The organism is Lysinibacillus phoenicis, from assembly GCF_047238325.1.
In the GTDB taxonomy this organism is placed as follows: domain Bacteria; phylum Bacillota; class Bacilli; order Bacillales_A; family Planococcaceae; genus Lysinibacillus; species Lysinibacillus irui.
In genome coordinates, this window is record NZ_JBDFMP010000002.1 from 461,634 (window position 1) to 474,850 (window position 13,217).

Below are 13,217 nucleotides of genomic sequence, written 5' to 3' on the forward strand. Positions count from 1 at the left end.
TCCCCCATACGTTATCACATACACTCAAATTGAGTATCCTTTAGGAGCAATTCCGATGTTAACGACCCTTTTTCAGCTAGTTAGAACAAACATGATATGGTACATTAGAATTGAATCTAAAGAATGCTCTTTCTACTTTGTTAAAAGTAGGGATTGAAATAGGAGTTATCATGATTTCAAGAGAAAAATTAGAAAACAATCAAGTTTTCCTGTATGTAATTGTGTTGTTAATCGCAGCTGGCGTAGGATTATTAGCACCTTTTGTGGGTGAACAACTTGACGTTACCATTTCATTTGTTATTGCTATTTTAATGTTTAGTATGTTTTCTCAAATCCCATTTACAGCGTTGAAGGAATCATTTGCTAATCGTCGTTTTGTTGGGGCACTTCTAACGGTCAACTATGTTGCTGTCCCTATCGTTGTTTGGCTACTAACAATGCTATTACCCGAACATCCACCTTTATTGCTTGGGGTTTATTTAGTGTTGCTTACACCTTGTATTGATTATGTGATTGTCTTTACAGCTCTTGGACGTGGGAATGAAAAAGCTATGCTGATCTCAACACCTATTCTCTTCTTCACTCAAATGCTTTTATTACCTTTATATTTGTGGTTATTTCTTGGAAAGGAAGCATCCAGAATTGTTGAAGCGTCACCTTTCCTAGAGGCATTTTTAGTGCTAATTGTACTACCTTTAGTCATTGCGATATCGCTCCAACTTTTTGCTAAAAAATCGCAAGTTGGGGATCAATTAATTCATCTATCCGCCTGGCTGCCCGTCCCTTTTATGGCGTTAACTCTTTTTGTTGTTGTCGCATCACAAATTGGAAAATTATCGGCTTCCTTGGAGTGGATCATAAAGGTCATCCCAATATATATCCTATTTATGGTGATTATGCCGATTCTTTCAAAATTCATTGGAAAAACGTTTAAACTTGATAGTAAATCAGGTAGAGCATTAGTTTTTAGTGGTTCAACTCGTAACTCACTGGTTGTCCTCCCACTGGCACTAGCTTTACCAGAAAATATAAATACTCTTGTAGCAGCGATCATTGTCACGCAAACTATGGTAGAAATAATAGGAGAAATCATTTATATTCGTGTTGTTCCGGTTCTCATTAAATAAGTGGCTTACCGAATCTCGATAAGCCACTTCTATTATTTTTCTAATGCGATTTGTATATGGGCAAGGTGATGCTCTTCATGCCAAGCTAATTTTGCCACTTTAGTGGCAACTGTTATTTTACCGTTTTTTTGGTGCATAAATCTTCGATCTAATTGATCCTCAGATAAAGTACTTCCTAGAAATAGGATTCGCTCATTTATTCCTTCTAACATCTTAATAGAAGTTTCTACAGGAAGCTTGGTATCTGGTAGAATGGCCCACTTTTCTTCATCAAAAGCTGGAACTGTTGGATTCTCATCTGTTAAAGCTAGCTTCAAACGTTGATACATATTCAATTGAGAATCTGCAATGTGATGAACAAGTTGACGAACTGTCCAGCTACCATCACGATAAGTTTTACTTAACTCCTCTTCATTTAAAGAGCCTACTGTTTCTCTTAAACGAGTCGTGTAAGTTGCGATTTCCTTTAGCCATTCTTCTATATTTTCTAATGTTACTTTTTCAGGAACCTGTAGTTTGCCAATTGGGTATCTTACATCCATTTTTCATCCCCCTTTTCCCTATTATTATCTTGATTAAATCTTCTACTGATAATAACGGTAACTTTGAAAATATATTTCACCACATTAAGGTGTTTGTCCGCACATTAATTCGTTACTTTATTCTCTTCAAATAGCATTGTGCCATTTTCTTTTAAATGTGTATGGAATGAGAAAGCTTTTTCAAGAATGTGTGGTGTTTGTCCCCCCACTTTCTCTTTTGCTTCTTCAAAGTAAGCACGTAATTGTGGTCGATATTTCGGATGGGCAATTTCGATTAACTTTTCTGCCCTCTTCACTGGTGGAAGCCCACGCAGATCAGCATAGCCTTGCTCTGTCACAATAACATCTACATCATGCTCTGTATGGTCAATATGCGATACGAAAGGTACAATCGTCGAAATCGCCCCGTCTTTGGCTAGTGAAGACGTTACAAAGATGGTAATTCTAGCGTTTCGAGCAAAGTCCCCTGACCCACCAATACCATTCATAATTTTAGTGCCGTTAATGTGTGTTGAATTGACGTTACCGTAAATATCTACTTCAATGGCAGTGTTAAAAGAAATCACGCCTAAACGTCGAATAACTTCTGGATTGTTGGAAATTTCTTGTGGCCTAAACATAATTTTATCTTTATATTTTTCTAAATCCTCTGCTAATGAATCAACACGTTTCTTCGAAAGCGAGAAGGCTGTACCAGCTGCAAATTTAACAATACCAGCATCAATTAAATCAAAGACACCATCTTGCAGTACTTCAGAGAACACTTCAATATCTTTAAATTGAGAATTTTTCATGCCATTTAAAACGGCATTCGCAACTGAACCTACGCCAGATTGTAACGGAGCTAACGATTCTGGCAATTTCCCTGCAGCTACTTCATTAGCTAAGAAGTCTAGTAGATGATTGGCAATTTGCTGTGTTTCTTCATTTGGTTCAAATAACGGTGATGGAATATCAGGCTGTTCTGATAAAACAATGCCTTTTACTTTATCTGGATCGACCTTGATGCCAATTTCTCCAATCCGATCTGATACTGTATAAATAGGAATTTCTCTACGTTCACCTTGCTCTTTTTGAACAAAAATATCATGAAGACCTTCGTATGCTCGAGGCGCAGTAGTATTAATTTCAATGATAACGTTTTCAGCTTTTTCTACAAAAATCGGTGAATTTCCTACTGAGCCAGTTGGAATGATATAACCATCTTCAGTGATGCCAGCAGCTTCAATAATGGCATAATCAATTTTGCCTAATGTTCCTTTTCTAACTTCTTCCGCAGTATGTGATAAATGCTGGTCAATGTAATATAATTCACCTTTATTAACTTTACCACGCATTACAGAGTTTCCTTGGTAAGGAACACGCAGGTTAATGATACCTGCCTCGGCCATTGATTGGTCTGCAGTTGGCCCTAGTGAAGCACCTGTATATAAGTTAACTTTAAAGTTTTCATTTTTTCCTCGCTTAGAAAGTGCAAGTGGAAATTCCTTTGGCTCACCGAATAGAGTAAATCCACTCATTCCAAGGTTCATTCCATCTTCAATCCATGAAGCAGCCTCTTCAGCTGAAACAACCTTGTCCAAAAATGCTGTACTTCTAATAAATTGGCTTAAATCTTTTCGCATTAACAATCACCTCATAATAGATTTGTAGTACTTTTTTCCTTTGTAAATTTGGGATAAAAAATGCATAACATTATTGCCAATCAAAACTCACCTTACAATATATTCAAATATATGAGCTTCTTGTCTATATTGTAAAAAGAACTCAGCCTTTAGTCTATCTCATGATTTCTATGATAATGATAGAAAAAAACTATAATACATAGCTGTTCAAAGAATTTATCGCATCTTTCTCTGTGTGAAAATGGAGCTTTTCGATTTCACGTACAAGTAGCTTAATATATTCACGTGCTGCATAATTAATAAAACAGTCCTTTTTCATGATGAGGTAAACGGCTCTAGATAAAGATGGTTTTTCGATATGTTGGAAAAATAAATCCTCCGTTTCATAAAAATCGTATAAAGTTCGAGAGACTATACTGCGACCAACACCATGACGAACTAAATTTAAGATCGATCGAATACTTGATGTTTCAACGATTGGCTCTAATGGTTTGCCAACCTCATTGCTGGCCTTATTAAGTAATTTTCTACATTGATGCATACTTGGAAATAAGATGAGAGGATAATCTAAAACTGAAGAAAATGATACGTTTTGCTCTTTATTTCTTTGATTACTAATGAGGTAAAAATCTTCATCGTATAGTTTCGTCGCTTGTAACAAGTCATTGGGAGTTAGATGAAAATCAATACCAAAGTCAGCCTGATTTTGTAAAACGGCTTTTTCTACTTGATCTGTCGTTTCAATAATGACTTTTATATTTGGGTACAGCTGATTAAATTGAATACATAAAGTTGAGACCAAGTCCGTTATTTCCCCTGGCAACACAGCAATTTTCAATTCTCCAATCTCCACATTTGATAATGCCGTAATTTGTGAAGAGATACTTAAGATAGAGCCTTGAATATTCAGGGCTTCTTGTTGAACGATTTCTCCAACCTTCGTTAGTTCAACCTTCTTCCCAACCCGGTTAAATAAAGAATACCCTATTTCCTTTTCCAGCATTTTAATTTGATGGCTTAAAGTAGGTTGAGAAATTCCTAGTTTTTCAGCAGCTTTGGTAAAATGGAGCTCTTTACTAAGCATTAAAAAATATTCTAAATGCCGTAATTCCAAATTGCTTCAATCCTTTCTGTCTGATAACTCGAATCTGTACTTTTAGTGAGCCATATAAATAGACTACTAAATTAGCCCCTTGCCTTTCGCAATTATTAATTTATCTACACTATTGCGATTAACAAAAGTGCGCATGCTTTTAAATTTATTTTATATAAAGTATCATAGATATTACAAGAAAAAAACAGAATATTCCTTCTTTTCTTATTTTTATAGACTTATAAATGCAATAAGCTCTACCGTATCTAGTTTTCTTTATTTAAAGGAGTGACAAAAGTGAAATCACAAATTATTCAATCTTTTGGTAAACCATCCGTCTTTCAACATAAGGAGATTCCGAAGCCTGAAATAGAGCCGGGACATGTACTTATCCATGTGAAAGCAACTAGTGTTAACCCTATTGATACAAAGGTTCGGGCCGGTTCAGTTCCAGCAGTTGCTCCGGAGTTCCCAGCAGTATTACATGGAGATGTAGCTGGTTTGGTATGTGCAGTAGGCGAGGGAGTCACTAAGTTTGTCATTGGCGATGAGGTGTTTGGATGTGCGGGTGGTTTTAAAGGGACTAGTGGCGGTGCACTTGCTGAATATATGCTAGCAGATGCTGACTTACTCGCTCATAAGCCAAAAATTTTAACAATGGAAGAAGCTGCGGCTTTGCCACTTGTTTCTATAACAGCCTGGGAGGCATTATTTAACCGAGCTAGACTTACACCAGGGCAAGAAGTATTAATTCATGGAGCAACTGGAGGTGTAGGACACATCGCCATTCAACTCGCCAAGTGGGGAGGAGCAACCGTCTATACAACGGCCTCTTCACAAGAAAAGTTAGAGATGGCTAAGCGCCTCGGTGCAGATATCACGATTAATTATACAGAAGAAACCGTTCAGGAATACGTTGAAAAATATACTGACGGAAAAGGATTTAACCTAGTGTTTGACACAGTTGGGGGTGAAAATCTTGACCGTTCTTTTGAGGCGGCAGCGGTACATGGAACTGTAACAGCCATTGCAACTCGTTCAACTCATGACCTAACACCAGTACATTCGAAGGGCCTTTCTCTACATGTTACCTTCATGCTACTAAAAATAGTGAATAAAGACATGCATAAACATTATGGAGAAATATTAAAGAAGGTTGCAAGTGTGGTGGAGGAAGACAAGCTACGACCTCTACTAGATCCACGTATGTTTACATTTGATGAAGTTTCAAAAGCCCATGAATACATGGAGTCAGGACAAGCAGTTGGGAAAATTGTTTTGGTGAACAACTGGTAAAATGATTAGAGGACTAATATTACTCTAAGTAATTTAAAGGAAAGAACATGTGAGCATCATCAAATATGTTCTTTCCTTATAGGAAATTTGTAACACAGTATAGATGTTCTTCAACTTTAATAGCTAAAGTAAAAATTCAAAGCCAACATAATTAAACACATTGTTTAACCCTAAATTGACAAATTCATTTTTCAACGGCTATTGCCACTGTTCTACACTTACATGTTAGCTTTTTTTATTCTTCTATTAAGATTGGATTAAGGTAAAATACATGCTATTACAATAATAGTATATTTTCCGATTGATTATCCTTGGCTTTTTCGATTCTTCTTGCAGGTACTATTACAGTTGCCCCAGCTTCTGCAAATACTCGGGTGATTTCGAGCCCTAAACCTGAATATCCACCTGTTACGATTGCTACATTACCAGATAAATTCTTGCCTCCCATAGCTTCTTTTGCTGTTGTTCTCGCACCAAAGCCAGAACGCATTGGTTTTTGAATAGTTTTTTTATTTAACATGTAATTGTCACCTTCAATATTAATGGTTAAGCTTCCCTGTTTTTATGTGCTGATAATTGGTAATTTTATAATTTAGAATATCTAAAGTAGCTTGTAAATCATTAATTTGAGTTGTGATTTGCTTTTTATGCTCTTCAAGTATTGTTTGGCCAGCTTCATCATTTTTAGCTTGTGAGAATTTTACGTATTCTCGGATTTGTTTTAAAGGCATTTGTGTTCTTTTAAGATGATTTATAAAAAGAATTCGATCTATATCCATTTGAATATACTGCCTTTTATTATGCTCATTTCTCTTTGCTGGTGGTAGTAGTTTAATTTTTTCGTAATATCTGATTGTATCTTGACTTAATCCTGTTTTTTTAGCTACATCAGATATTGTAAATATATCGTTCATCTATGAATGCTCCTTTCACAAGAAGTGTAGTTCTTGGAGTTAACTCCATGTCAACAACTTTTATAAAAACATTTCCATTACTATTTATTATCATCACACACGTTACGACAATTTATGCTAAACGATTAGAATCTAGCGATTTAAAAATTCATTATGATTTAGAATAAAAAAGAGTGTCTTAAAGTCAAATTTGAACTTAAAGACACTCTTTATTCATTATAAAACTTCAATTTAGAATGCTTTTTGTAATGCTTCTAATCCATCTTGATAGATACCATGGAATAGCTCAATAGCTTCTTGGTCACTTACACCCACAGGTGTGAAACTGCCAGACCACTCGACCAACGATGATTGGCCATCAGTATCTTCTTTGACTTGGATTGTAGATAAATAATCAGTAACCGGAAACGGTGCCTTCATAATTGAATACGTGTAGTAACGTTCCTTGTCATTGAAATTTTCTAAACGCTCTACAATAGCATCTCCATCAGGGTTAGCAAGGTGACGTACACGTCCACCTTCCGTTACTTTACTGCTTGGAATATAGGGTAACCAGTCTGGAAGCGAGTCAAAGCCACCAATTAATTGCCATACTTCCTCAGGTGAAGCTGAAATTCTAATAGATGTAATAGTATTTGCCATTTTCTTTACTCTCCTTTTTATATAAAATCGATTGGTAGTGGTGCATGTGGTGCGATCAATTTTTGTTCGCGCATTTCTTCCCAGAATGCTGCTGGGATAATTGTTTTCAATGCAGCTTGGTCTTCTGCAATTCGCTCTGGTTTACTTGCGCCAGGAATGACAGCAGCAACTGCTGGGTTCGCCAATGAAAATTGTAAAGCAGCTGACTTAATGCTGATTTGATGACGATCTGCAATACTTTTGATTTTTTCTACTTTCGCCATAATTTCTGGTGACGCTTTTTGGTATTCGAAGTGAGTGCCTCCTGCAAGAACACCTGAACTATATGGGCCACCAACGACGATGTCCATATTATTTTTTTTAGCTGTTGGCATTACTCGTTGTAGCGCACGTTCGTGGTCTAATAATGTATAACGACCAGCTAGTAAGGATACATCTGGTTTTACTTCCTCCAAATCCAGTAGTAATTCAATTGGTTCTACTCGGTTTACTCCAAGTCCCCACCCTTTAATAACGCCTTCTTCACGTAATTGCGTGAGCACACGGAAGGCTCCTGTACGAGCTGTTTCAAATTGTGAAATCCACTCATCGCCATAAAAATCTTGCGCTACATCATGAATATAAACAAAATCTATACGGTCTGTTTGTAAACGTTTCAAGCTGTCCTCAATTGAGCGAAGGGTTGCGTCTGCGCTGTAATCATTAATAATTTTGTTTTTACGTCCGAATTCGAAAAGACCACCTTTTTCTCCTAAATCTCGTGCAGATGGATCTTCCAACTCATCCGAAATAATTCGACCTACCTTTGTGCTTAAAACGTACTCGTCACGATTTCTTTTTGATAAGGCTTCACCAAGACGAATCTCAGCTAAACCAGAGCCATAAAGTGGAGCTGTATCAAAGTAACGAATGCCACTCTCCCAAGCAGCATCTACAGTTGCAATTGCTTCTTCTTCTGGGATATTACGGTACATATTACCAAGAGGCGCTGTACCAAAACCTAATTTTCCTTGTAATAGATTTCTCATATTATTAAATCCTCCTAAGATTAGTTCTTTTGTTGATTGCCAGTATGATCAATGACTGATTACTTATCAAAAGTCATTTTTTCATCTGCAATATTGATTATGAGGCACCTAAAGAAAATAAAAAAGTACGCACTTTAAAGTAATATGAGCACCAAAAAGTGCCTATTAGTAAAGACGCAGACAAAGTAGTTATATACTTTATTCCCACAATAAAATAGAATTTCATTTTAAGTACTCCATAATGAGATATTAGCTTTTTGAGATGCAAAAAAACCACTCTCTTTGAGTGGCTACAAATAGCAGGTACGCTTTATTTGTTTAAACAAATCGAGAGATGGTTAAAACCAAATAAATAGCCTCATGGAACTGTATTACTAATAATAGTCACAAATCCGTTTCTCTTAGCCGTGTCTATTAACGTGTAAATAGATTGACTGGCTGCTTTATTATACAAATACCATTGATCTTCAGCTGCATTGTAAATCAAACTATCTGGCTTCTCTAGAAATGGTTGTTCTGAAATTTGAATTAATGAATAGAGATCAAAACGCTTGATATTTTTGCCTTCTTCGTTTAAAAAATCATATTGTCCTATTTTATAATAGCTCCCAGGTATAGCACTGTGAAAAGACCACGTGAAATCTGCTGGTGGTTCGACCTTACTTCCTTTATTTTTTACAAAAAGATGGTACATTTCTTCGATATAGGCATTGCCTTTTAATTGCTCCTCAATTCCGCCCATTGTCATGTGGTATTCATGCAGTATCGACTTTACTTCTACCCCATCGATAATTAACGGCTTCGTTTCAACTTTGACAGTTAAATTATTATAATGGACCTTACTGCCAAAGGTTTCTGCTAGAAAGCGCAATGGAACAAAGATACGCCCATTCTTTACATAAGGCTGTGTATCAAGTAATATCGTTTGTCCGTTTACCACAGCTGTACGACTGTTCTGTTTTAAGATTACCTTCATAGTGCTTTTTGTAAGCGTCACTTGCGATTTGGTCCAGTCTACCTTGGCTCCCAAATTTTCACTAATGACACGTAAAGGTACCATCATACGATTATTTTTCATTTCAGGGTTTACATCAGTTACAATTACAACATCATCCACTTTTAGCTGAATTTTTGTTGCGGCATTAGTAGTTGACGTTGCCATTATGAGAATCCAAGCAATGAATATCCCTGCAAACACCTTTTTCATCTTCATTAGCTCCTTTAGAAAACAATATATTCTATAGTACTTAATTCAATAGAAAGCTAATAAGCTCCTTCTTCATAATTGATTTGAAACTTTTGTACAAAAAACCACCTACTATTTGACTAGTAAGTGGTTTAATTATTATAGTCTAACCTTTACCTCTGTGCCATCTTTAGCTTTGACATCTACAAGTACAAGTCCTTTATAATTTTTCATCTCGTTGACGATAGGTTTTAAGGATTCTTTGTCGATTATTGGAAAGACAAAATCAACTTTTTTCCTTTCGAAGTACTCTTTTGTCCATTTGTTTACATTTTGCTGAATCAATTTAGAAGACAAAATGGCAAGAGCGATGTTTATCAAAGCATATGGAATGGGGACAGTAAGCCGAACGTCTTTTGCTTTCACTTTTACATGCATCATAAGCTAACCACTATTCAATGAAGACCGAAACGGAATCCCCGTTGGCGGATTTAATATCAACAATTTGGCCATCTAATTCATTTTCGATTGCTTCAAGGAGAAGGTTTATGTCGATATCCTTCACGTATTTTTCCGATTGTGGAATACTCGCTGCGATACTATGTCCAGCCATTAAAACTGCTTTAACAAGTTTGATTGGTAAATTGACCGTGACGTTATCATTTTCCGTTGAGACAACACGTACTTTTAAAGTCTTATCTAAATATTTAGTTGGCTTTTCAGCGAATTTATTCCCGGATTCTTCTTTCTCTTGTAATACTTGAATGAGCTCTGAACCCTTATCTGCATCAATCTTTCCTTCTTGGATCATCGTTAACACTTTTGTAATTTCTTCTTTCATGGTCAATTCCTCCTTATTCTTCTTTTAAGAGCTTGATGGCCTCTTCCGTTGTGATTTCACCATTTTCCAACATGGCCACAATTTTTTTCTCATTTACTTCATTTTTCTTCTTTTGTCCATAGCCAAGTGATGAAATAATTTCTGTTAACTTACCGCGAACCGTTGGATATGAAATCCCTAGTTCCTTTTCAACTTCTTTAATATTCCCTCGACATGTTAAAAATACTTCCACAAAATGAAGTTGATCCTTAGATAAGGATGCTAGCTTAGACAATTCAAACTCATTTTCAATCGTTGTGTGACAATGAGAACACTGTAACTTTGTAATTTTTAATGTTTTACTACAGACAGGACAATTTGTGATTACTTGATAAGCCATAGTGTACTCCTTCCTTTAAGTTAAATTGATTATATAATAAATAATTGAATAAATAAACAATGAAATTTAATTTTTTAATTAAAATAATCAATAATATTAATTTTAACTTTAACATTATTGATTATTCAGCTCCCGAAATATTAAAAGAAGCCAATTTGTTTATATTTAGCAAATGGACGATTTTTTGTATGAGATTCGCCTATAACATACAAACTTATATTAAGATTTACATTAGAAAGGGAGTAAAATTTATGCCATTTGTCACCGTATTTGGAGGGAAAACCTTTGAGGTTGAGGAAGGAAAAAAATTAGTTCTAGCTCTTGAAGATAATGGTATCAATATTCTGCATCAATGTGGAGGAAAAGCAAAATGTACTACCTGTCGAGTAGAGGTATTAGCTGGAGAGTATAAAGATACTTCGAAAATAGAGAAAAACGCTTTTGCTATTAAAAATATAGATGAAAACTTATATGATGATTGCTTGCGGCTTTCTTGTCAAATACGTGTTATTGGAGACATTACAGTTCGTCCAATTTTGATCTCGGAAAGTTCTCAGGACAATAGAGGGCCAAGACCTGCAGATTAATTAGGGGGATACATAAATAAAGGCATAGGAATCCAGTCCTAATGCCTTATTTATTATACTTTTATTAAAAGACGCTACGTACTAATCCCCCATCAATTCTCAATGCAGACCCATTAATAGCAGAAGACAGTGGGCTACTTAAAAACGTAACAAAATGAGCAATTTCCTCTGGACGAATCAGTCGCTGTATAATAGAGGTTGGACGATTTTCTTTCATAAATCGCATTTCAGCTTCTTCCATCGTCAAATGCTCATTAGGATACAAGGTATTCAACATCGTTTCGACGCCTTCTGTAAATGTAGAACCAGGCATTATGGTGTTGACCGTCACATTTGTTCCTTTCGTCAGCTCAGCTAAACTACGCGACAGGGAAAGTTGCATCGTCTTCGTGGCGCTATAATGAGCCATTTCTTGCGATGGCATAATGGCTGCTTCACTTGCAATAAAAATAACCCTTCCTTCCCTCTTTTGAATCATTTGATTGAGGTACCATCGTGTAAGGCGAACACCACTCATAATGTTGACTTCAAACATCTTCAACCATTCTTCATCCGAGATGTTAAAGTATTCTTTTGGCTCAAAAATCCCTAGGTTGTTGATCAAAATATCTACTTTTGGGTATTCTTCTGTTGCCTTTTGGCATCCTTCTGCTGTTCCTAAATCAGATATCAAAGGCTGAAGACTAGCTTCTGGGTACTGTTCCTGTAGTTCTTTTATTGTTTGAAGAACCTTATCTTCATGACGTCCGTTAATAATGACCGTAACGCCTTCTAATACTAATGATTTTGCAATGGCCTTACCAATCCCTGCTGTAGAACCTGTAACGAGCGCGGTTTTCCCCTTCAAATTTAAAAACATCGTAATCACTCCTAAGCACGTTTTTATTTGAATAAGTAGTAGTATGGAATTCTCCACTTCTTTTAAACAGTAAATATGTAAAGAAGGAGTGACAAGGCAAAATTCAGCACTTTCACTCCTCTGTATTTCTAGATGTTGCTATTTATTGCCGGAAAATGAGGTAATACCTCTTGTCCAAGCTCATGAATCACTTCTTCTGCAGGTCTTTTACTGTCAAATAATGCAAAGAAGAGATGGTTGACACCAATTTCTTTATAAATATTTAGTAGTTCGATTAACCGGTTTCGCCCTACTCGGAATCCTAAACGAATCGGCGTAGGCATTTCATTTGGATCTTCTGTTAAATCTAAGTGCATGGGCTGTGTGAATGGTTTGAAAACTCCCGGACAGTACTGTTCCACAAGCTCTCTCCATTGTCGAATAGCCTCTGCTTGAAGATGTGGACTTCGTGGATAATACATCCAACCATCGCCGTTCTTCGCAAACCATTCCATTGATTGCTGCGCAAAACCTGTTATTATCGTTGGAATGCGCTTCGTTGGTTTTGGAACTAAATTACTTCCTTGAATAGCACCTAAAGTAGAACGAATAGAAGGAAAATCTTCATATAATACTTGATTTAAATATTGAAAGGCTTCAATAAAACGTTCTCCTCGATCATCATGGTTCACATTTAAACCATAAAAATCGGCTTTACGATCTCCAGATGAAACACCCAAAATTAGGCGCTCGGGAAATAACTGATCAATCGTTGCTATTTCTTTAGCGACTCGTAAGGGATGACGTAAAGAAAGTACGATAGCTGATGTTCCTAAAGCAATTTCCTTTGTTTGGCTTGCTAAATAGGTTAAATAAATCAACATATCATAAATTTGACCTACTGCTGGATCACCAAAAGAAGGATCTTCTAATAATACATCTCGAAACCATAGGCTAGTAAAACCATAATTCTCGGCTAATTGTGATAACTCCACCTGTTTTTCCATGGTAGGCGTACCAAAACGATAATTTTCTAATGGAATATGGAGACCTAGTGTTAACTCCCCTTCTTTATACATTCGATTATAACTATGATAATTGGAAAATTGACTCATAAAG

At 36.1% G+C, this 13,217-nt stretch carries 16 protein-coding genes; 3 read left to right on the plus strand and 13 right to left on the minus strand.

The window, feature by feature from the left end; genetic code table 11:
- Positions 1 to 170: 170 nt before the first annotated feature.
- Positions 171 to 1,127, plus strand: a complete 957-nt coding sequence (locus tag ABC382_RS03520; protein ID WP_274793135.1) for an arsenic resistance protein — start codon at positions 171 to 173, stop codon at positions 1,125 to 1,127.
- A gap of 32 nt (positions 1,128 to 1,159) precedes the next feature.
- On the opposite strand, the gene ABC382_RS03525 is transcribed toward ABC382_RS03520, so the two are convergent.
- The 3 genes from ABC382_RS03525 to ABC382_RS03535 form a co-directional block, all read right to left on the minus strand.
- On the minus strand, positions 1,160 to 1,669 hold the full coding sequence (locus tag ABC382_RS03525) for a YfiT family bacillithiol transferase (protein WP_407134600.1): 510 nt from the start codon (positions 1,667 to 1,669) through the stop codon (positions 1,160 to 1,162).
- A gap of 104 nt (positions 1,670 to 1,773) precedes the next feature.
- On the minus strand, positions 1,774 to 3,294 hold the full coding sequence (gene scpC / locus ABC382_RS03530) for a succinyl-CoA:acetate CoA-transferase ScpC (RefSeq protein ID WP_341386258.1): 1,521 nt from the start codon (positions 3,292 to 3,294) through the stop codon (positions 1,774 to 1,776).
- Positions 3,295 to 3,484: 190 nt separating this feature from the next.
- The gene (locus ABC382_RS03535) at positions 3,485 to 4,408 is read right to left on the minus strand and encodes a LysR family transcriptional regulator (protein ID WP_412926564.1); all 924 of its coding nucleotides are present in this window, start codon (positions 4,406 to 4,408) and stop codon (positions 3,485 to 3,487) included.
- Positions 4,409 to 4,684: 276 nt separating this feature from the next.
- Between ABC382_RS03535 and ABC382_RS03540 the strand changes: the two genes are divergently transcribed.
- A complete protein-coding gene (locus ABC382_RS03540; RefSeq protein WP_412926565.1) occupies positions 4,685 to 5,683 on the plus strand; it encodes a zinc-dependent alcohol dehydrogenase family protein in 999 nt (332 codons plus the stop codon).
- Positions 5,684 to 5,960: 277 nt separating this feature from the next.
- Here ABC382_RS03540 and ABC382_RS03545 read toward each other — a convergent pair whose 3' ends face one another.
- The 8 genes from ABC382_RS03545 to ABC382_RS03580 all read right to left on the minus strand — a co-directional run bounded on the left by ABC382_RS03545 (position 5,961) and on the right by ABC382_RS03580 (position 10,673).
- Entirely contained in the window at positions 5,961 to 6,203 is a 243-nt protein-coding gene (locus ABC382_RS03545) for an SDR family NAD(P)-dependent oxidoreductase (RefSeq protein ID WP_412926566.1), read from the minus strand.
- 19 nt (positions 6,204 to 6,222) lie between these two features.
- Positions 6,223 to 6,597, minus strand: coding sequence for a MerR family transcriptional regulator (locus ABC382_RS03550; protein ID WP_412926567.1), 375 nt, complete (start codon positions 6,595 to 6,597; stop codon positions 6,223 to 6,225).
- Between the two features lie 231 nt (positions 6,598 to 6,828).
- Positions 6,829 to 7,239: an SRPBCC family protein gene (locus tag ABC382_RS03555; RefSeq protein ID WP_407134593.1), complete on the minus strand. Its 411-nt coding sequence runs from the start codon at positions 7,237 to 7,239 to the stop codon at positions 6,829 to 6,831.
- Between the two features lie 17 nt (positions 7,240 to 7,256).
- Complete coding sequence (locus ABC382_RS03560) at positions 7,257 to 8,267, minus strand: aldo/keto reductase (RefSeq protein WP_274793129.1); 1,011 nt, start codon at positions 8,265 to 8,267, stop codon at positions 7,257 to 7,259.
- 358 nt (positions 8,268 to 8,625) lie between these two features.
- Positions 8,626 to 9,474 (minus strand): copper amine oxidase N-terminal domain-containing protein, encoded by an 849-nt coding sequence (locus tag ABC382_RS03565; protein ID WP_407134591.1) that lies wholly within the window; start codon positions 9,472 to 9,474, stop codon positions 8,626 to 8,628.
- Between the two features lie 138 nt (positions 9,475 to 9,612).
- Positions 9,613 to 9,894, minus strand: coding sequence for a hypothetical protein (locus ABC382_RS03570; protein WP_274793127.1), 282 nt, complete (start codon positions 9,892 to 9,894; stop codon positions 9,613 to 9,615).
- 10 nt (positions 9,895 to 9,904) lie between these two features.
- Positions 9,905 to 10,294, minus strand: coding sequence for an SHOCT-like domain-containing protein (locus tag ABC382_RS03575; RefSeq protein WP_322605138.1), 390 nt, complete (start codon positions 10,292 to 10,294; stop codon positions 9,905 to 9,907).
- 13 nt (positions 10,295 to 10,307) lie between these two features.
- The gene (locus ABC382_RS03580) at positions 10,308 to 10,673 is read right to left on the minus strand and encodes a DUF2089 domain-containing protein (protein WP_322605137.1); all 366 of its coding nucleotides are present in this window, start codon (positions 10,671 to 10,673) and stop codon (positions 10,308 to 10,310) included.
- A 251-nt stretch (positions 10,674 to 10,924) separates the two neighbouring features.
- Between ABC382_RS03580 and ABC382_RS03585 the strand changes: the two genes are divergently transcribed.
- Positions 10,925 to 11,260, plus strand: coding sequence for a 2Fe-2S iron-sulfur cluster-binding protein (locus ABC382_RS03585; protein WP_274797323.1), 336 nt, complete (start codon positions 10,925 to 10,927; stop codon positions 11,258 to 11,260).
- A 64-nt stretch (positions 11,261 to 11,324) separates the two neighbouring features.
- On the opposite strand, the gene ABC382_RS03590 is transcribed toward ABC382_RS03585, so the two are convergent.
- Positions 11,325 to 12,119 (minus strand): SDR family NAD(P)-dependent oxidoreductase, encoded by a 795-nt coding sequence (locus ABC382_RS03590; RefSeq protein WP_274797247.1) that lies wholly within the window; start codon positions 12,117 to 12,119, stop codon positions 11,325 to 11,327.
- A gap of 128 nt (positions 12,120 to 12,247) precedes the next feature.
- Positions 12,248 to 13,213 carry an LLM class oxidoreductase gene (locus ABC382_RS03595; RefSeq protein WP_322605135.1) on the minus strand — a complete coding sequence of 322 codons (966 nt, stop codon included), beginning with the start codon at positions 13,211 to 13,213 and terminating at the stop codon, positions 12,248 to 12,250.
- Positions 13,214 to 13,217 lie beyond the last annotated feature (4 nt).